The 18,302-nt window shown below is 39.6% G+C and carries 19 protein-coding genes, 1 pseudogene and 1 other annotated feature; all 20 genes and pseudogenes read left to right on the forward strand.

Annotated features, from left to right (window positions below):
* The first annotated feature begins 8 nt into the window (after positions 1 to 8).
* A complete protein-coding gene (trmFO, locus tag HMPREF2613_RS02965) occupies positions 9 to 1,343 on the forward strand; it encodes a methylenetetrahydrofolate--tRNA-(uracil(54)-C(5))-methyltransferase (FADH(2)-oxidizing) TrmFO (RefSeq protein ID WP_070478858.1) in 1,335 nt (444 codons plus the stop codon).
* 83 nt (positions 1,344 to 1,426) lie between these two features.
* Positions 1,427 to 2,164 (forward strand): UMP kinase, encoded by a 738-nt coding sequence (gene pyrH / locus HMPREF2613_RS02970; protein WP_000002996.1) that lies wholly within the window; start codon positions 1,427 to 1,429, stop codon positions 2,162 to 2,164.
* A gap of 8 nt (positions 2,165 to 2,172) precedes the next feature.
* Positions 2,173 to 2,730: a ribosome recycling factor gene (frr, locus tag HMPREF2613_RS02975; RefSeq protein ID WP_001262225.1), complete on the forward strand. Its 558-nt coding sequence runs from the start codon at positions 2,173 to 2,175 to the stop codon at positions 2,728 to 2,730.
* A gap of 59 nt (positions 2,731 to 2,789) precedes the next feature.
* The gene (gene cvfB, locus HMPREF2613_RS02980) at positions 2,790 to 3,644 is read left to right on the forward strand and encodes an RNA-binding virulence regulatory protein CvfB (protein ID WP_049488665.1); all 855 of its coding nucleotides are present in this window, start codon (positions 2,790 to 2,792) and stop codon (positions 3,642 to 3,644) included.
* An 8-nt stretch (positions 3,645 to 3,652) separates the two neighbouring features.
* Entirely contained in the window at positions 3,653 to 3,868 is a 216-nt protein-coding gene (locus HMPREF2613_RS02985) for a YozE family protein (RefSeq protein WP_049488667.1), read from the forward strand.
* Between the two features lie 84 nt (positions 3,869 to 3,952).
* Positions 3,953 to 4,948, forward strand: coding sequence for a PhoH family protein (locus HMPREF2613_RS02990; protein ID WP_049488669.1), 996 nt, complete (start codon positions 3,953 to 3,955; stop codon positions 4,946 to 4,948).
* 394 nt (positions 4,949 to 5,342) lie between these two features.
* Complete coding sequence (locus tag HMPREF2613_RS02995; protein WP_049491844.1) at positions 5,343 to 7,631, forward strand: hypothetical protein; 2,289 nt, start codon at positions 5,343 to 5,345, stop codon at positions 7,629 to 7,631.
* A 325-nt stretch (positions 7,632 to 7,956) separates the two neighbouring features.
* Positions 7,957 to 8,523, forward strand: a complete 567-nt coding sequence (locus HMPREF2613_RS03005; protein WP_049488676.1) for a GNAT family N-acetyltransferase — start codon at positions 7,957 to 7,959, stop codon at positions 8,521 to 8,523.
* Between the two features lie 69 nt (positions 8,524 to 8,592).
* Complete coding sequence (locus tag HMPREF2613_RS03010) at positions 8,593 to 9,243, forward strand: helix-hairpin-helix domain-containing protein (protein ID WP_070478860.1); 651 nt, start codon at positions 8,593 to 8,595, stop codon at positions 9,241 to 9,243.
* The gene (locus HMPREF2613_RS03015) at positions 9,227 to 11,467 is read left to right on the forward strand and encodes a DNA internalization-related competence protein ComEC/Rec2 (RefSeq protein ID WP_070478862.1); all 2,241 of its coding nucleotides are present in this window, start codon (positions 9,227 to 9,229) and stop codon (positions 11,465 to 11,467) included. The genes HMPREF2613_RS03010 and HMPREF2613_RS03015 overlap by 17 nt, the downstream gene beginning before the upstream one ends.
* 348 nt (positions 11,468 to 11,815) lie before the next feature.
* Positions 11,816 to 12,403 (forward strand): ATP-binding cassette domain-containing protein, encoded by a 588-nt coding sequence (locus HMPREF2613_RS03020; RefSeq protein ID WP_070478865.1) that lies wholly within the window; start codon positions 11,816 to 11,818, stop codon positions 12,401 to 12,403.
* Between the two features lie 3 nt (positions 12,404 to 12,406).
* Positions 12,407 to 13,591 carry a hypothetical protein gene (locus tag HMPREF2613_RS03025; RefSeq protein ID WP_070478867.1) on the forward strand — a complete coding sequence of 395 codons (1,185 nt, stop codon included), beginning with the start codon at positions 12,407 to 12,409 and terminating at the stop codon, positions 13,589 to 13,591.
* Between the two features lie 160 nt (positions 13,592 to 13,751).
* Positions 13,752 to 13,883 (forward strand) — a sequence feature (ribosomal protein L20 leader region).
* A 15-nt stretch (positions 13,884 to 13,898) separates the two neighbouring features.
* A complete protein-coding gene (infC, locus tag HMPREF2613_RS03030) occupies positions 13,899 to 14,429 on the forward strand; it encodes a translation initiation factor IF-3 (RefSeq protein ID WP_000848180.1) in 531 nt (176 codons plus the stop codon).
* 32 nt (positions 14,430 to 14,461) lie between these two features.
* Positions 14,462 to 14,662, forward strand: a complete 201-nt coding sequence (rpmI, locus tag HMPREF2613_RS03035; protein ID WP_001125943.1) for a 50S ribosomal protein L35 — start codon at positions 14,462 to 14,464, stop codon at positions 14,660 to 14,662.
* Between the two features lie 51 nt (positions 14,663 to 14,713).
* The gene (rplT, locus tag HMPREF2613_RS03040) at positions 14,714 to 15,073 is read left to right on the forward strand and encodes a 50S ribosomal protein L20 (RefSeq protein ID WP_000124834.1); all 360 of its coding nucleotides are present in this window, start codon (positions 14,714 to 14,716) and stop codon (positions 15,071 to 15,073) included.
* Positions 15,074 to 15,131: 58 nt separating this feature from the next.
* The gene (locus HMPREF2613_RS03045) at positions 15,132 to 15,512 is read left to right on the forward strand and encodes a lactoylglutathione lyase (protein WP_070478869.1); all 381 of its coding nucleotides are present in this window, start codon (positions 15,132 to 15,134) and stop codon (positions 15,510 to 15,512) included.
* 248 nt (positions 15,513 to 15,760) lie between these two features.
* Positions 15,761 to 16,561, forward strand: a complete 801-nt coding sequence (locus tag HMPREF2613_RS03050; RefSeq protein ID WP_070478872.1) for a dihydroorotate dehydrogenase electron transfer subunit — start codon at positions 15,761 to 15,763, stop codon at positions 16,559 to 16,561.
* On the forward strand, positions 16,524 to 17,510 hold the full coding sequence (locus HMPREF2613_RS03055; RefSeq protein WP_186822069.1) for a dihydroorotate dehydrogenase: 987 nt from the start codon (positions 16,524 to 16,526) through the stop codon (positions 17,508 to 17,510). Before HMPREF2613_RS03050 ends, HMPREF2613_RS03055 begins: the two co-directional genes overlap by 38 nt.
* A 127-nt stretch (positions 17,511 to 17,637) precedes the next feature.
* A complete protein-coding gene (locus HMPREF2613_RS11700) occupies positions 17,638 to 17,880 on the forward strand; it encodes a hypothetical protein (protein WP_261673958.1) in 243 nt (80 codons plus the stop codon).
* A gap of 173 nt (positions 17,881 to 18,053) precedes the next feature.
* A pseudogene (locus HMPREF2613_RS11705) lies at positions 18,054 to 18,302 on the forward strand (endo-beta-N-acetylglucosaminidase); the annotation flags it as partial.

Genomic DNA, 18,302 nt, shown 5'->3' on the forward strand with positions numbered 1-18,302 from the left:
TTAGTGTCGTGTCTCAATCTTATATCAATGTTATCGGTGCTGGTTTGGCAGGTTCTGAAGCAGCCTACCAAATCGCAGAGCGTGGTATTCCAGTTAAACTTTATGAAATGCGTGGTGTCAAGTCAACACCCCAGCACAAAACAGACAATTTTGCTGAGTTAGTTTGTTCTAATTCCCTTCGTGGGGATGCTTTGACAAATGCAGTTGGTCTTCTCAAGGAAGAAATGCGTCGCTTGGGTTCTGTTATTTTGGAATCTGCTGAAGCTACACGAGTTCCTGCGGGTGGGGCTCTTGCGGTAGACCGTGATGGTTTCTCTCAAATGGTGACTGAAAAAGTGGCCAACCATCCCTTGATTGAAGTGGTTCGTGATGAAATTACAGAATTGCCAACGGACGTTATTACTGTGGTCGCTACTGGTCCTTTGACTAGCGATGCCCTGGCTGAGAAGATTCATGCCCTTAATGACGGCGATGGATTCTATTTCTATGATGCGGCAGCGCCTATTATCGATGTCAACACTATCGATATGAGCAAGGTCTATCTCAAGTCTCGTTATGATAAGGGAGAGGCGGCCTATCTCAATGCCCCTATGACTAAGCAAGAATTTATGGATTTCCATGAGGCCTTGGTCAATGCGGAGGAAGCACCGCTCAATTCTTTTGAAAAAGAAAAGTACTTTGAAGGATGTATGCCTATCGAAGTCATGGCCAAGCGTGGCATAAAAACAATGCTTTATGGTCCTATGAAGCCAGTCGGTCTTGAGTATCCAGACGACTACACAGGACCTCGTGATGGCGAATTCAAAACACCTTACGCGGTTGTCCAACTTCGTCAGGACAATGCAGCTGGTAGTCTCTACAATATCGTCGGTTTCCAGACCCACCTCAAATGGGGAGAACAAAAGCGTGTCTTCCAAATGATTCCAGGTCTTGAAAATGCTGAGTTTGTTCGCTATGGTGTCATGCACCGCAATTCTTACATGGATTCACCAAATCTTCTTGAGCAGACTTACCGTTCTAAGAAACAACCAAATCTCTTCTTTGCTGGTCAAATGACGGGTGTGGAAGGCTATGTTGAGTCAGCAGCGTCAGGATTAGTTGCGGGAATTAACGCGGCTCGTCTCTTCAAGGGAGAAAGCGAGGCTATTTTCCCAGAGACCACAGCGATTGGAAGTCTGGCTCATTACATCACCCATACGGACAGCAAACATTTCCAACCAATGAATGTCAATTTTGGGATTATCAAAGAGTTGGAAGGCGAGCGTATCCGTGATAAGAAGGCTCGTTATGAAAAAATTGCAGAGCGTGCCCTTAACGATTTAGAGGAATTTTTAACGGTCTAATTTTTTTGAAAGAATTGCTCATGATACTATAAAAATCTTAGAATTTGTGATAAAATAGGTAGGATAAAAAAAGGAGAGTGAAAATGGCGAATCCCAAGTATAAACGTATTTTAATCAAGTTATCAGGTGAAGCCCTTGCCGGTGAACGTGGCGTAGGGATTGATATCCAAACAGTTCAAACAATCGCAAAAGAGATTCAAGAAGTTCATAGCTTAGGTATCGAAATTGCCCTTGTTATTGGTGGAGGAAATCTCTGGCGTGGAGAACCTGCTGCAGAAGCAGGTATGGACCGCGTTCAGGCAGATTACACAGGAATGCTTGGGACTGTTATGAATGCTCTTGTGATGGCAGATTCATTGCAACAAGTTGGTGTCGATACACGTGTTCAAACAGCCATTGCCATGCAACAAGTGGCAGAGCCTTACGTACGTGGACGTGCCCTTCGTCACCTTGAAAAAGGCCGTATCGTTATCTTTGGTGCCGGAATTGGTTCACCTTACTTCTCAACCGATACAACAGCGGCTCTTCGTGCAGCTGAAATCGAAGCAGATGCCATCCTTATGGCTAAAAATGGTGTCGACGGTGTTTACAATGCCGATCCTAAGAAGGACAAGACAGCCGTTAAGTTTGAAGAATTGACTCACCGTGATGTTATCAACAAAGGTCTTCGTATCATGGACTCAACAGCTTCAACCCTCTCAATGGATAACGACATTGACTTGGTTGTCTTCAACATGAACCAACCAGGCAACATCAAACGTGTCGTATTTGGTGAAAATATCGGAACAACAGTTTCAAACAATATCGAAGAAAAGGAATAAGAAAGATTATGGCTAACGCAATTATTGAAAAAGCTAAAGAGAGAATGACCCAGTCTCACCAATCACTTGCTCGTGAATTTGGTGGTATCCGTGCCGGTCGTGCCAATGCAAGCTTGCTTGACCGTGTACATGTAGAATACTACGGAGTAGAAACTCCTCTTAACCAAATCGCTTCAATTACGATTCCAGAAGCGCGTGTTTTGTTGGTCACACCATTTGACAAATCTTCATTGAAAGACATCGAACGTGCCTTGAACGCTTCTGATCTTGGTATCACACCAGCTAACGACGGTTCTGTGATTCGCTTGGTTATCCCAGCTCTTACAGAAGAAACTCGTCGTGACCTTGCTAAAGAAGTGAAGAAGGTCGGTGAGAATGCTAAAGTGGCTGTCCGCAATATCCGTCGTGATGCTATGGATGAAGCTAAGAAACAAGAAAAAGCAAAAGAAATCACTGAAGACGAATTGAAGACTCTTGAAAAAGATATTCAAAAAGTAACAGACGATGCTGTTAAACACATCGATGACATGACTGCTAATAAAGAAAAAGAACTTTTGGAAGTCTAAAAATAAACAGAAAAACTCAGTTGGCATTGCTGGCTGAGTTTTATTCGAAAGAAGGAAATATGAATACAAATCTTGCAAGTTTTATCGTTGGGCTGATCATCGATGAAAACGATCGTTTTTACTTTGTGCAAAAGGATGGTCAAACCTATGCTCTTGCTAAGGAAGAAGGTCAGCATACAGTAGGGGATACGGTCAAAGGTTTTGCCTACACGGATATGAAGCAAAAACTCCGCCTGACAACTCTAGAAGTGACCGCCACTCAGGACCAATTTGGTTGGGGAACTGTAACGGAAGTTCGTAAAGACTTGGGTGTCTTTGTGGATACAGGCCTTCCTGATAAGGAAATCGTTGTGTCACTCGATATTCTCCCTGAGCTCAAGGAACTCTGGCCTAAGAAGGGCGACCAACTTTACATCCGTCTTGAAGTGGACAAGAAAGACCGTATCTGGGGACTCTTGGCTTATCAAGAAGACTTCCAACGTCTGGCTCGTCCTGCCTACAACAATATGCAGAACCAAAACTGGCCAGCCATTGTATACCGTCTCAAGCTGTCAGGAACTTTTGTTTACCTGCCAGAAAATAACATGCTTGGCTTTATCCATCCTAGCGAGCGCTATGCAGAGCCACGTTTGGGTCAAGTTTTAGATGCGCGTGTCATTGGTTTCCGTGAAGTGGATCGTACTTTGAACCTATCCCTTAAACCTCGTTCCTTTGAGATGTTGGAAAATGATGCTCAGATGATTTTGACTTATTTGGAAAGCAATGGCGGTTTCATGACCTTAAATGATAAGTCATCTCCTGAGGATATCAAGGCAACCTTTGGCATTTCTAAAGGTCAGTTTAAAAAAGCTCTAGGTGGTCTTATGAAGGCTGGTAAAATCAAGCAAGACCAGTTTGGGACAGAATTGATTTAGGGTGGCATATGAGAAAATCATTTTACACTTGGCTCATGACCGAGCGCAATCCTAAAAGTAATAGTCCCAAGGCTATCTTGGCAGACCTCGCTTTTGAAGAATCAGCCTTTCCAAAACATACAGATGATTTTGATGAGGTGAGTCGCTTTTTGGAAGAACATGCCAGTTTCTCTTTTAACCTAGGAGACTTTGACGTTATTTGGCAAGAATACTTAGAACACTAGCATGATTCACTGGGTTTGGGCTAGTAATTTCTCCATCCCTTTGCTATAATAAAAAGAAATAAAAGGATTAGAGAGGTTCTTTATTTGAAGGAACATTCAATAGACATTCAACTGAGTCATCCAGATGACCTGTTTCATCTTTTTGGTTCCAATGAGCGTCATCTTCGTTTGATGGAAGAAGAGCTTGATGTGGTTATTCATGCCCGTACGGAGATTGTGCAGGTTTTGGGAGAAGAGGCTGCCTGTGAGGAAGCTCGTCAGGTTATTCAGGCTCTCATGGTCTTGGTGAATCGTGGGATGACCGTTGGCACGCCAGATGTGGTGACTGCGATTAGCATGGTCAAAAACGATGAAATTGACAAGTTTGTCGCCCTTTATGAAGAAGAAATTATCAAGGACAATACAGGGAAGCCTATTCGCGTCAAAACCTTGGGTCAAAAGCTTTATGTGGACAGTGTTAAACAGCACGATGTGACCTTTGGAATTGGGCCTGCAGGGACAGGGAAGACCTTTCTTGCAGTGACCTTGGCAGTGACTGCCCTTAAACGTGGTCAGGTTAAGCGGATTATATTGACACGTCCAGCGGTGGAGGCAGGAGAGAGTCTAGGTTTTCTTCCAGGTGATCTTAAGGAGAAGGTGGATCCTTACCTTCGACCTGTTTACGATGCCTTGTATCAGATTCTGGGAAAAGACCAAACAACTCGTCTTATGGAGCGAGAAATTATCGAGATTGCGCCACTTGCCTATATGCGTGGACGGACCTTGGATGATGCCTTTGTCATTCTCGATGAAGCGCAAAATACGACCATCATGCAGATGAAGATGTTCTTGACTCGTTTAGGCTTTAATTCTAAGATGATTGTCAATGGAGATATCAGTCAGATTGACCTACCACGTAATGTCAAGTCCGGTTTGATTGATGCTCAAGAGAAACTCAAGAACATTCAACAGATTGACTTTGTTCATTTTTCAGCCAAGGATGTGGTTCGCCATCCAATTGTCGCTCAGATTATTCGAGCTTATGAACCAGCTCCAATTAAAAAAGAAGAGAGTGAAGAAAACCAAGAAGAAACAGAGTAGCAAAAAAGAGCAGTTCAGGTGGAATTGCTCTTTCTTTTATATGATAATTAGATTTCGGGAACTATATATCAATTTATACTAGACACAAGATATAGTGCTTACGAGAATATCAAAAAGGCGACTTACAAACGGAAATCTTCTTTTAATAATGTCTAAATTCTTCGCAGTATTTCAAAATTTTGATATAATAGAAGTAACAAAAATAAAGGAAATTAAGTATTATGAACGCAATCACAGCTCACAGCTCACAGCTCACAGCTCACAGCTCACGCTGATTATGTAATCGGACGTGTTTTTTGTCAAGCATTAAAACAGGCATTTTCACATTTTTGTGAGAAGGCTTTTTATGTTGAGTTTTCTGAGTTATCTTTAGAGAGAAATGGGGAGCTACAATATGCATAACCATTTCTCAAACGAAGTTGATGGACAACTCAAGTTTTATCAAGATTATCTACCTCTAGTTGATAATACTTTGAAAATAGATGATATTTTAACGGATTACACAGATGGTATTGTAAATGGAAATCTGATTGAATTTAAAGTTGTTATCAATGATATTAACACTGTTCTATTCCAAGCCATCAAATATCTATCTGCTCGGAGAATCAAAGGAAAAGAAATTCCCAAAAACATTCTGCTTGTGTCGCTAACGAATGAAAAAATCTACGTTTTTGATAGTCAGGACTATTTAACACATATCGAAAAAGTATATTTTGGTGGTGCAAGTGTAAAAACCTCTGGTTTTTCTTCTGGTAATCCTCTTGCAGTTTTAGAATACGGTCAAAATCAACTAGACGAAGATCGTCTTATTAAATTACTACGTTCAAAGCAATATACAAAAATTAACATCGATGAAAACTGTATTGTTGGTTGGGCAGAACGTTTTTATCGTGAAAACAAAGGAGCTAAAAAGTCTGATTTTATTGGTGATCATACTGGTAAAGTTAAAATTATTGGTGAAATTCGGAAACCTGAGAAACTAAAAGAATTTATCAATCCCTATATCGGTGAAACTAATGCACAATTTCACTATTTGATGGATAAACTCAATGATACTTTACAAAAGAAAAACTTAGGAGCTTTCTACACTCCTGAACCTTATGTTCAAAAGTCATTGGAGCTAGTCCGACAAGCTATTAAGCGTGTTCCAGAAGGAAATGATTATATTATTTTGGATAGATGTGCCGGAACTGGAAATTTAGAGAAATTAATGAGTGATGAGGAATTAAGTCACTGCGTATTGTCAACTGTCGAATACTATGAGTATAAAGTTCTGCTAGAGTTACTCGGTGACAAAGTTCGTAACATTATTCCACCAACTGAAAAAGAAGATACTTTTAATATGGGGTTAGTCCGAGGAGCGGATGCTCTTAGCGAGGAATATATCAATAATGAAATTATTCAAAACTATATCAACGATCCAAAATTAACAATTATTTTGTATGAAAATCCACCTTATGCGGAAACAACTTCTATCGAACATCAAAAAGCTGGTTCAGGTAAATCATCGTCTGCTTGGAAAAAAAGCTTTTTAGTAAACGAAATGAAAAAAGAAGTAAGAGGTCCAGCAACAAATGACCTTGGAAATATTTTTATTTGGTCTGCTTTCAAATATTATTTACGCCAACCAACAGATTCTTATATTGTCTATAGTCCAGTGAAATACTGGAAAGCTCAACATTTAGTCAATCAAAAATTTTTAGGTGGGTTTGCCTTTAACCGCAAACACTTTCACACTAACATCGATGCAATGATTATGTGTGCTCTTTGGAGTAACGAAGAGTTCTTTCAAGAATGCCTTGCTTTAGAAGCATATAACATTGATAAGCAAGGGAGAATTATTCGAGAAGACAATCTAAATATTGAAAAAACTTATTCAAAATACAGTGAATGTTACTATGATAAACGAAATGATAGCAACGATAGATTTGACGGAATCCATACAGGTCTAAATGGTCTAGAACCCGAGGGGCAAAAATTAAGAATAAAACCACGTTACAATAAAAATATCATTGGATACTTAGTTGCTGATAGTGTCGGATTTGATAATCCTGATGCTAAATCAAGCTTATTGATAGCGGGTAGATATAATGGAAATGGTTTTTTCCTTCGTTCTGATAATTTCTTAGAAAAGCTCCCAATGTTTGCCGCCAGTCGCTACATTACTTATAATCGTCACTGGACACAGCGTGCTAATATTATGAAATCTGCCGATGGCGCTGAACGTTTTAATAAAGCTGTATCAAGTAACAAGATTGAACAAGACTTATTAAAAATTCTGCTCTTCACAACACTTGAAACGCAAAATCACATGAGAAGTTTATATGGTTCTGATGGACGATTCTACCGAAATGAGTTGTCATTGGATAACTCTAATGGAGATACGCTAGCAACAGTCAACTTAGCAAAATTGAAACAAGGTTCTAAAGAGACTGATTTATTTGAACAATGGGGAAAAGTCCTAACAGAAGCTAAGAAAACGAAAAATTATAATTCTAAATTAACGTATTCAGTATATCAGATTATTGATGAGCTTAACACATCTGAAAAAGATGAAAATGATAAGACAATCTATAACTATCCCGAATTAAACGGACACTTGAATACATTGAAAACAAAGGTAAAAGAATATTATAATTCTGAAATTGTTCCATTCCTATTTGAGTATGAATTTTTGAAATAAGCATGAAAAAGACGATTTCCGCTTGGAAATCGCCTTTTTGATATTCTCGTAAGTACTATATATTGTGTCTTGTGTAAACTGATATATAGTTCCCAAAAAGTAAATACTAGCTTCAAAAAAGGAAAGAAAAAATGACGAATCTTCATTGTCAGTAGGACTCTGAATTATGTAATTATTGATCTTAAGAAACATTTAGAAATGCTTCCAAAGATCAGAAAACCCTCTTCTCTAGAATTAATTATTTGGTAGTCGATGTCATCGCATCTTGTTGTAACTTCTTTTTTATGCTATATTGGTAGAAAATATTTTTAAATGGAGGAGAAGTATGGAATCAATCTTTTTAAAACTAGCCCAGTATCCAATAGTGGAGACAGAGCGTTTATTGCTTAGACCTGTATCCTTGGATGATGCAGAAGCCATGTTTGAGTATGCCTCGGACAGAGAAAACACGCGTTACACTTTTCCAACCGATCAAAGCTTGGAAGAAACCAAGAATAACATTGCTCAGTTCTACTTGGCAAATCCCTTGGGACGCTGGGGAATAGAACTAAAAAGCAATGGTCAGTTTATTGGAACCATTGACTTGCACAAGATTGATCCTGTTCTTAAGAAGGCAGCTATTGGCTACATTATCAATAAAAAGTATTGGAATCAAGGATTAACGACAGAAGCCAATCGTGCTGTGATTGAACTGGCTTTTGAGAAGATAGGGATGAATAAGTTGACTGCCCTTCACGATAAGGATAATCCTGCGTCAGGCAAGGTAATGGAGAAATCAGGTATGCGCTTCTCCCACGAAGAACCTTATGCTTGTATGGACCAGCATGAAAAAGGTCGTATCGTTACAAGAGTTCATTATGTATTGACCAAGGAAGACTATTTTGCAAATTAATAAGCAGTTGAGAAGAAATTTTCAACTGTTTTTTCTTCCTCTTACGAATAATCTAAGAGAGGAGAAAATATGGAAGCAATTATCGAGAAAATCAAAGAGTATAAAATCATTGTTATCTGTACTGGACTAGGTTTACTTGTCGGCGGATTTTTCCTGCTAAAGCCAGCTCCACCAACACCTGTCAAGGAAACGAATTTGCAGGCAGAAGTTGCAGCTGTTTCCAAGGATTTATTAACCGAAAAGGAAGTGAAGAAGGAAGAAAAGGCAGAACCTCTTGAACAAGACCTAATCACAGTAGATGTGAAGGGTGCTGTTAAATCGCCAGGGATTTATGATTTGCCTGTAGGTAGTCGAGTAAATGATGCCGTTCAGAAGGCAGGTGGCCTGACAGAGCAAGCAGACAGCAAATCGCTCAATCTAGCTCAGAAAGTTAGTGATGAAGCTCTGGTCTACGTTCCAATTAAGGGAGAAGAAGCAGCTAGTCAACAGACTGGTTCGGGGACGGATTCTTCGACAAGTAAAGCAAAGAAGGTCAATCTCAACAAGGCCAGTCTGGAAGAGCTTAAACAGGTCAAGGGTCTGGGTGGCAAACGAGCTCAGGATATTATCGACCATCGTGAATCAAATGGGAAATTCAAGTCGGTTGATGAACTTAAGAAGGTTTCTGGTATTGGTGCAAAAACCATAGAAAAGCTAAAAGACTATGTTACAGTGGATTAAGAATTTCCCCATTCCCCTAATCTATCTGAGTTTTCTATTGCTCTGGCTTTATTACGCCATTTTCTCAGCATCATATATCGCACTGTTAGGCTTCGTTTTTCTGCTAGTCTGTCTCTTTATCCAATTTCCGTGGAAGTCTGTTAGAAAAGTTCTAGTGATTTGTGGAATCTTTGGTTTCTGGTTTCTGTTTCAAAATTGGCAACAGAGTCAAGCGAGTCAAAATTTGGCGGATTCTGTTGAAAGGGTGCGGATTTTGCCTGACACTATTAAGGTCAATGGTGATAGCCTGTCCTTTCGTGGTAAGCATGATGGACGCATTTTTCAAGTCTATTATAAACTCCAGTCCGAGGAGGAGAAAGAAGCCTTTCAAACCTTAATAGACCTTCATGAGATAGAACTTGAAGGAAAACTTTCGGAGCCAGAAGGGCAGAGAAATTTTGGTGGTTTTGACTACCAAGCCTATCTGAAGACTCAGGGAATTTTCCAGACTCTCAATATCAAAAAAATTCAGTCACTTCAAAAGGTTGGCAGTTGGGATATAGGTGAAAACCTGTCCAGCTTACGTCGAAAGGCTGTAGTTTGGATCAAGACGCACTTTCCAGACCCTATGCGCAATTACATGACGGGGCTTCTATTAGGACATCTGGACACCGACTTTGAGGAGATGAATGAGCTTTATTCTAGTCTAGGAATTATCCATCTTTTTGCCTTGTCGGGCATGCAGGTAGGCTTTTTCATGGACGGATTTAAGAAACTTCTCTTGCGATTGGGCTTGACCCAAGAAAAGTTGAAGTGGTTGACTTATCCCTTTTCCCTTATCTATGCGAGGCTAACTGGATTTTCAGCATCGGTCATTCGCAGTCTCTTGCAAAAATTATTGGCTCAACATGGTGTTAAGGGCTTGGATAATTTTGCCCTGACTGTGCTTGTTCTCTTTATCGTCATGCCCAACTTTTTCTTGACAGCAGGAGGAGTCTTGTCCTGCGCTTATGCTTTTATCTTGACCATGACTAGCAAAGAAGGCGAGGGGCTCCATGCTGTTGCTAGAGAAAGTCTTGTCATTTCTTTGGGTATATTACCCATTTTATCCTTCTATTTTGCAGAATTTCAACCATGGTCCATCCTTTTGACCTTTGTCTTTTCCTTTCTATTTGACTTGGTCTTCTTACCTCTCTTGTCTATCTTATTTGCCCTTTCTTTTATCTATCCAGTTATTCAGCTTAATTTTCTCTTTGAGTGGTTGGAAAGCATTATTCGTTTGGTATCACAGGTGGCAAGTAGGCCTCTGGTCTTTGGACAACCCAATGCATGGCTGTTGATACTACTATTAATTTCTTTGGCTTTGGTCTATGATTTGAGGAAAAGCATAAAAAGGCTAGCAGTATTGAGCTTATTGATTACGGGTATCTTTTTCTTGACTAAGCATCCACTGGAAAATGAAATTACCATGCTGGATGTGGGGCAAGGAGAAAGTATTTTCTTACGGGATGTAACTGGGAAAACCATTCTCATAGATGTCGGTGGCAAGGTAGAATCTGATAAGAAAATCGAAAAATGGCAAGAAAGGACGACGACCAGCAATGCCCAGCGAACCTTGATTCCCTATCTCAAAAGTCGAGGAGTAGCTAAGATTGACCAGCTAATTTTGACTAACACGGACAAGGAGCATGTTGGAGATTTGTTAGAGGTGACCAAGGCTTTCCATGTAGGCGAAATTTTAGTGTCCAAAGGCAGTTTGAAACAGAAGGAATTTGTGGCAGAACTACAGGCAATTCAAACCAAGGTGCGCAGTGTGACAGCAGGAGAGAACTTGCCAATTTTTGGAAGTCAGTTAGAAGTCTTATCTCCAAGGAAAATAGGAGATGGAGGTTATGATGATTCCCTGGTTCTGTATGGAAAACTCTTGGATAAGTACTTTCTCTTCACAGGAAATTTGGAGGAGAAAGGGGAGAAGGAATTGCTGAAGCAGTATCCTGACCTAGAAGTGGATGTTTTGAAAGCTGGCCAACATGGCTCTAAAAAATCATCAAATTCAGCCTTTTTAGAACATCTCAAACCAGAGATGACTCTCATCTCAGTTGGAAAGAACAATCGAACGAAACTCCCCCATCAGGAAACCTTGACACGACTGGAAGGTATCAATAGCAAAGTTTACCGAACTGACCAGCAAGGAGCTATACGCTTTAAAGGTTGGAAAAATTGGAAAATCGAAAGTGTTCGATAGGAAGGACAAATATTATATATTAGTAAAATAAACTAAAAATCTGTTGCATAATAATGATAAAAACGATATAATGAAAGCGTATTCAAGTTCAATGATATAAAACTATTAAAAATTAGTAAAAACCATTTAATTAGTTAGTTTATGATCTATTGGTCTTTTTCAGTCCAGTGTATCTGCTGTGAGCGTTCTTAAAACTTATAGGTATGATTGGAAAGTGTAGTACGAACTATCACAGTCTCGTTATGACAGCTATTCAGAGTATAAAGTTGGTTCTGGCTGAAATTACAATCGTTATGAGGTACTAAACTACTACAGCGGAGGCTATTAATCCAAAAAGGAGGGCTAGATATGTTGCAGCTTACTCATGTGACCTTAAAAACGCGACAAGTCATCTTACAAGATGTTGATTTTACATTTGAAAAGGGTAGGATTTATGGTATTCTTGCTATCAATGGCTCTGGAAAGACGACACTATTCCGCGCCATTAGCAACTTAATTCCCATAAGTAGTGGAAATATCGCAGTCCCTCCTTCTTTATTTTATTATGAGAGTATTGAATGGCTGGATGGAAACTTAAGTGGGATGGACTACCTTCGTCTTATCAAAAACATCTGGAAGTCAGGGCTGAACTTGGGGGATGAAATTGATTACTGGGAAATGTCTGACTATATCAGCCTTCCCATCCGCAAGTATTCCTTAGGCATGAAGCAACGCTTGGTGATTGCCATGTATTTCCTCAGTCAGGCGAAATGCTGGCTCATGGATGAGATTACAAATGGCTTAGATGAGTATTATCGACAGAAGTTTTTTGATAGGCTAGCACAAATCGATAGACAAGAGCAACTGGTTCTTTTAAGTTCCCACTATAAGGAAGAGTTGGTTGATGTCTGCGATAGAGTAGTAACCATTCATCAGGGGCAAATAGAAGAGGTTTAGTTTATGAAAGATGTTAGTCTATTTTTATTAAAAAAAGTTTTCAAAAGTCGCTTAAACTGGATTATCTTAGCTTTATTTGTATCTGGACTCGGTGTTACCTTTTATTTTAATAGTCAGACTGCAAACTCCGTCAGCTTGGAGAGCGAGTTGGAAACCCGTCTTGTAAAAAATGAGAGAGTCATCAATGAATATGAAGAGAAACTCTCCCAAATATCTGACACCAGCTCGGAGGAATACCAGTTTGCTAAAGAAAATTTAGACTCGCAAAAAAATCATTTGACTCAAAAGACAGAAATTCTGACTTTATTAAAAGAAGGGCGCTGGAAAGAAGCCTACTATTTGCAGTGGCAAGATGTAGAGAAGAGTTATGAAATTTTATCAAAGGAACCGACTGCTAGTTCTGACTTAAAAATGGCGGTTGACCGCGAACGAAAGACTTACCAAGCCCTGTATCCCTTGAACATAAAAGCACATCCTTTGGAGTTTCCGACCCACGGGATTGATCAGATTGTCTGGATTTTAGAGGCTATCATCCCAACCTTGTTTGTAGTTGCTATTATTTTTATGCTAACGCAACTATTTGCAGAAAGATATCAAAATCATCTGGATACAGCTCAGTTATATCCTTTTTCAAAAGTGACATTTGCAATGTCTTCTCTTGGAGTTGGGGTGGGCTATGTAACTGTGCTGTTTATCGGAATCAGCGGATTTTCTTTTCTAGTGGGAAGTCTGATAAGTGGTTTTGGACAGTTAGATTATCCCTACCCGATTTATAGCTTAGTGAATCAAGAGGTAACTATTGGAAAGATACAAGATGTGTTATTTCCTAGCTTGCTCTTAACTTTCTTAGCCTTTATCGTCATTGTGGAAGTCGTCTACTTGATTGCTTACTTTTTCAAGCAAAAAATGCCTGTCCTCTTTCTTTCACTTATTGGGATTGTTGGCTTATTGTTTGGCATTCAAACAATTCAGCCTCTTCAAAAGATTGCACATCTGATTCCCTTTACTTACTTGCGTTCAGTGGAGATTTTATCTGGAAGATTACCTAAGCTGATTGATAATGTCAATCTAAATTGGGACATGGGGCTAGTTTTACTTCCTTGCCTGATTATCCTTTTGTTAGTGGGGATTCTATTTATCGAAAGATGGGGAAGTTTACGGAAAAAGGAAGTTTTTAATAGATTCTAGCTTTCCTATAGGGAAAATAAGTAAAAACTAACATAGAGAGGGAATCAACTTGGTTCTCTCTTTTTGATGTGGAAACCAAGCCAAAATACAAACAGAAACTTTTCAAAAAAATAACTTTTTATCTTGACAAGGGCTAGAAAACTTGGTATCATATAAAAGTTGAGAAAAGCAGAAGTGAGAGCTTCTCGCCTTGTGACATCAAGTTGCCTGGCCCTACGGATGAAAAGTTTCTAAGAAACGCTATCATAACGTGCGGGCTTGTATATTTACGAGTCCGCTATTGTTTTTCTCTAATAAAACAAAAGAGGTGAAAACCATAGCAAAGCAAGACTTATTCATCAATGATGAGATTCGTGTACGTGAAGTTCGCTTGATTGGTCTTGAAGGAGAACAGCTAGGCATCAAGCCACTTAGTGAAGCGCAAGCTTTGGCTGATAACGCTAATGTTGACCTAGTATTGATTCAACCCCAAGCCAAACCGCCTGTTGCAAAAATTATGGATTACGGTAAGTTCAAATTTGAGTACCAGAAGAAGCAAAAAGAACAACGTAAAAAACAAAGTGTTGTTACTGTGAAAGAAGTTCGTCTAAGTCCAACTATTGACAAGGGTGACTTTGATACAAAACTTCGCAATGCACGCAAATTCCTTGAAAAAGGAAATAAAGTTAAGGTATCTATTCGCTTTAAGGGTCGTATGATTACCCATAAAGAGATTGGTGCAAAAGTTTTAGCCGAGTTTGCTGAAGCAACTCAAGATATTGCCATCATCGAACAACGTGCTAAAATGGATGGACGTCAAATGTTCATGCAATTGGCGCCAGCGACTGACAAAAAATAATTGTCAGAAAGTTAAATAAAGGAGAAAAAATCATGCCAAAACAAAAAACACACCGCGCATCAGCTAAACGTTTCAAACGTACAGGTTCTGGTGGACTTAAACGTTTCCGTGCTTACACTTCTCACCGTTTCCACGGAAAAACTAAGAAACAACGTCGTCATCTTCGTAAAGCATCTATGGTGCATTCAGGAGATTACAAACGTATCAAAGCAATGCTTACTCGCTTGAAATAATAGCTTGACTGTAAGTAAACAATTCTAGGAAATATTTGGAGGAAATAAAACATGGCACGTGTTAAAGGTGGCGTTGTATCACGCAAACGTCGTAAACGTATTCTTAAATTAGCAAAAGGTTACTATGGAGCTAAACACATCTTGTTCCGTACTGCAAAAGAACAAGTAATGAACTCTTACTACTATGCATACCGTGACCGTCGTCAGAAAAAACGTGACTTCCGCAAATTGTGGATCACTCGTATCAACGCGGCAGCTCGTATGAACGGACTTTCATACTCACAATTAATGCATGGTTTGAAATTGGCTGAGATCGAAGTTAACCGTAAAATGCTTGCTGACTTGGCTGTTAACGATGCAGCAGCTTTCACAGCTCTTGCAGATGCAGCTAAAGCAAAACTTGGTAAATAATAACTGATAAGACTGGAACAGGATTGTCCCAGTCTTTTTAAAAATAAAGGAGAAAAATATGGCTTCAAAAATGCTACATACTTGCTTGCGAGTAGAAAATCTTGAAAAATCAATTGCATTCTATCAAGATGCTTTTGGATTTAAAGAATTGCGTCGCAGAGATTTTCCAGACCATGCCTTCACGATTGTCTATCTAGGTCTTGAAGGTGACGACTATGAGTTGGAGTTGACTTATAACTACGATCATGGTCCTTATGTGGTTGGAGATGGATTTGCCCATATCGCCCTAAGTACACCTGATCTTGAAGCTCTTCATCAAGAGCATAGTGCAAAAGGATATGAAGTGACTGTGCCAAATGGTCTACCAGGAACTGCACCTAACTATTACTTTGTCAAAGACCCTGATGGCTACAAGGTTGAAGTCATTCGTGAAAAATAATCTCGTGAGGTCAAGTAGAATGTTCGTTTTCTACTTGACTTTTTTTTGCTGAAAGAGTATACTAGTAAAAATTTAACCTTTAAGGGGAGTCCAGAGAGACTCACAAGGTGTCAGATAAAAGAATAGTACAATTTTCTAGAGGAGACTTTTTGAGTGTGCTCTCTTCTGTTGTACGATTTTAACTGAGGCCTTGCACTAGCAAGGTCTTTTCTTTATCTGGTCCCCTTAAAATTTAAGGAGGAAAAGTCATGAATCCCACATGTAAGAAACGTTTGGGTGCTATTCGATTGGAAACCATGAAGGTGGTTGCACAGGAGGAAATCGCGCCAGCAATCTTTGAATTAGTTCTAGAAGGGGAAATGGTTGAAGCCATGCGAGCAGGCCAATTTCTTCATCTGCGTGTTCCCGATGATGCCCATCTCTTGCGCCGTCCTATTTCAATTTCATCTATTGATAAGGTAAAGAAGCAGTGTCACCTCATTTATCGGATTGAAGGGGCTGGGACAGCTATTTTCTCAACCTTAAGTCAGGGAGACACTCTTGATGTGATGGGTCCTCAGGGAAATGGTTTTGACTTGTCTGACCTTGATGAGCAGAGCCAGGTTCTCCTTGTTGGTGGGGGAATTGGTGTTCCGCCCTTGCTTGAAGTAGCCAAGGAATTGCATGCGCGTGGTGTGAAAGTAGTGACAGTTCTCGGTTTTGCCACTAAGGATGCTGTTATTTTAGAGACGGAATTAGCTCAATATGGTCAAGTCTTTGTAACGACAGATGATGGTTCTTATGGTATCAAGGGAAATGTCTCTGTAGTCATCAAGGATTTAGACAATCAATTTGATGCTGTTTACTCATGTGGGGCGCCTGGAATGATGAAGTATATCAATCAAACCTTTTATGACCACCCAAGAGCCTATCTATCTCTAGAATCTCGTATGGCTTGTGGGATGGGGGCTTGCTATGCCTGCGTCCTAAAAGTGCCAGAAAGCGAGACGGTCAGCCAACGTGTCTGTGAAGATGGCCCTGTTTTCCGCACAGGAACAGTTGTACTATAAGGAGAAAATCATGACTACAAATCGTTTACAAGTTTCTCTACCAGGCTTGGATTTGAAAAATCCGATTATTCCAGCATCAGGCTGTTTTGGTTTTGGTCAAGAGTATGCCAAGTACTATGATTTAGACCTTTTAGGTTCTATTATGATCAAGGCGACAACCCTTGAACCACGCTTTGGCAATCCAACTCCAAGAGTGGCAGAAACACCCGCTGGTATGCTTAATGCAATCGGTTTGCAAAATCCTGGTTTGGAAGTTGTTTTGGCTGAAAAGCTACCTTGGTTGGAAAGAGAATATCCAAATCTTCCCATTATTGCCAATGTAGCTGGTTTTTCAAAACAAGAGTATGCGGCCGTTTCTAGTGGTATTTCCAAGGCAACTAATGTAAAGGCCATCGAGCTCAATATTTCTTGCCCCAATGTTGACCACTGTAATCACGGACTCTTGATTGGTCAAGATCCAGATTTAGCTTATGATGTGGTGAAAGCAGCTGTGGAAGCCTCTGATGTACCAGTTTATGTCAAACTAACTCCTAGTGTGACCGATATCGTTACTGTCGCAAAGGCAGCAGAGGATGCAGGAGCAAGTGGCTTGACTATGATTAATACTCTGGTTGGAATGCGTTTTGACCTCAAAACCAGAAATCCAATCTTGGCCAATGGAACAGGTGGAATGTCTGGTCCAGCAGTCTTTCCAGTAGCCCTCAAACTTATCCGCCAAGTCGCCCAAACAACAGACCTGCCTATCATTGGAATGGGAGGAGTGGATTCGGCTGAAGCTGCCCTAGAAATGTATCTGGCTGGAGCATCTGCTATAGGAGTTGGAACAGCCAACTTTACCAATCCTTACGCCTGTCCTGATATTATCGAAAATTTACCAAAGGTTATGGATAAATATGGTATCAGCAGTCTAGAAAATCTACGCAAGGAAGTAAAAGCCAGTCTTAGATAAGCTAGACCATCATTATTGTCAATAAGACATAGAATCTTCATCATTTTGTAATATTTTCATATTTTAACTATGTTAAAATAAAGTTAATTACGAATGATGTAGATGAATATCTACTTAGGGGAGCAAAATGAAGAGAATACTACTTGTAAGTACAGCAGTTCTTGCATTGGCAATTGTGCCCACAACATCAGTCTTTGCTGAAGATAGTAAAACAACAGACCAAAGTCAAACGACGAATAAGAGTCAATCTGTGGACAAAAATCAGTCTAAAGATAAAAATCAGACTCCAGCATCAGAAGAGAAAAAGTTGTTGAAAATACAAAGAATGAAGCTGAAAAGACGGAAAAAAAGAAAGAACCAGTTGTTGTAAAAGAAAATAATTCTAAAAAAGAGGCTATTTCAAATAAAGAAAAAGTTGAAGAAGCTCATAAGAATGGTTGGCAGAAAGAGCATGGGAAATGGCTTTTTTATGAGAATAATCAACCAATCAAAAACTGGAAAAAGATTGCGGGTGTCTGGTATTTCTTTGATCAACATGGAATCATGGCCAGCAATACTATTGTTAATGACTATGCTTTTCGTACTAGTGGAGCAATGGTAGAAAATTCCTGGGTGAAAATTGCTGATAAATGGTATTATGCTACAGATTCAGGAAAGATTGTTCGTAATAGATGGGAAAAAATTAGCAATGTTTGGTATTACTTCAATCAAGACGGAGTTATGGCTAGCAATACTCTAGTGAACGATTATCTTCTTAATACTAGTGGAGCAATGGTAGAAAATTCCTGGGTG

Source organism: Streptococcus sp. HMSC070B10 (assembly GCF_001808665.1).
GTDB lineage: Bacteria > Bacillota > Bacilli > Lactobacillales > Streptococcaceae > Streptococcus.

What these genes read in the sequence shown, in the direction of transcription:
- pyrH (WP_000002996.1), top strand. Translation starts at nt 1,427, where the DNA reads ATGGCGAATCCCAAGTATAAACGTATTTTAATCAAGTTATCAGGTGAA.
- frr (WP_001262225.1), top strand. Translation starts at nt 2,173, where the DNA reads ATGGCTAACGCAATTATTGAAAAAGCTAAAGAGAGAATGACCCAGTCT.
- cvfB (WP_049488665.1), top strand. Translation starts at nt 2,790, where the DNA reads ATGAATACAAATCTTGCAAGTTTTATCGTTGGGCTGATCATCGATGAA.
- HMPREF2613_RS02985 (WP_049488667.1), top strand. Translation starts at nt 3,653, where the DNA reads ATGAGAAAATCATTTTACACTTGGCTCATGACCGAGCGCAATCCTAAA.
- HMPREF2613_RS02995 (WP_049491844.1), top strand. Translation starts at nt 5,343, where the DNA reads ATGCATAACCATTTCTCAAACGAAGTTGATGGACAACTCAAGTTTTAT.
- HMPREF2613_RS03005 (WP_049488676.1), top strand. Translation starts at nt 7,957, where the DNA reads ATGGAATCAATCTTTTTAAAACTAGCCCAGTATCCAATAGTGGAGACA.
- HMPREF2613_RS03010 (WP_070478860.1), top strand. Translation starts at nt 8,593, where the DNA reads ATGGAAGCAATTATCGAGAAAATCAAAGAGTATAAAATCATTGTTATC.
- HMPREF2613_RS03015 (WP_070478862.1), top strand. Translation starts at nt 9,227, where the DNA reads ATGTTACAGTGGATTAAGAATTTCCCCATTCCCCTAATCTATCTGAGT.
- HMPREF2613_RS03020 (WP_070478865.1), top strand. Translation starts at nt 11,816, where the DNA reads ATGTTGCAGCTTACTCATGTGACCTTAAAAACGCGACAAGTCATCTTA.
- HMPREF2613_RS03025 (WP_070478867.1), top strand. Translation starts at nt 12,407, where the DNA reads ATGAAAGATGTTAGTCTATTTTTATTAAAAAAAGTTTTCAAAAGTCGC.
- rpmI (WP_001125943.1), top strand. Translation starts at nt 14,462, where the DNA reads ATGCCAAAACAAAAAACACACCGCGCATCAGCTAAACGTTTCAAACGT.
- rplT (WP_000124834.1), top strand. Translation starts at nt 14,714, where the DNA reads ATGGCACGTGTTAAAGGTGGCGTTGTATCACGCAAACGTCGTAAACGT.
- HMPREF2613_RS03045 (WP_070478869.1), top strand. Translation starts at nt 15,132, where the DNA reads ATGGCTTCAAAAATGCTACATACTTGCTTGCGAGTAGAAAATCTTGAA.
- HMPREF2613_RS03050 (WP_070478872.1), top strand. Translation starts at nt 15,761, where the DNA reads ATGAATCCCACATGTAAGAAACGTTTGGGTGCTATTCGATTGGAAACC.
- HMPREF2613_RS03055 (WP_186822069.1), top strand. Translation starts at nt 16,524, where the DNA reads ATGGCCCTGTTTTCCGCACAGGAACAGTTGTACTATAAGGAGAAAATC.
- HMPREF2613_RS11700 (WP_261673958.1), top strand. Translation starts at nt 17,638, where the DNA reads ATGAAGAGAATACTACTTGTAAGTACAGCAGTTCTTGCATTGGCAATT.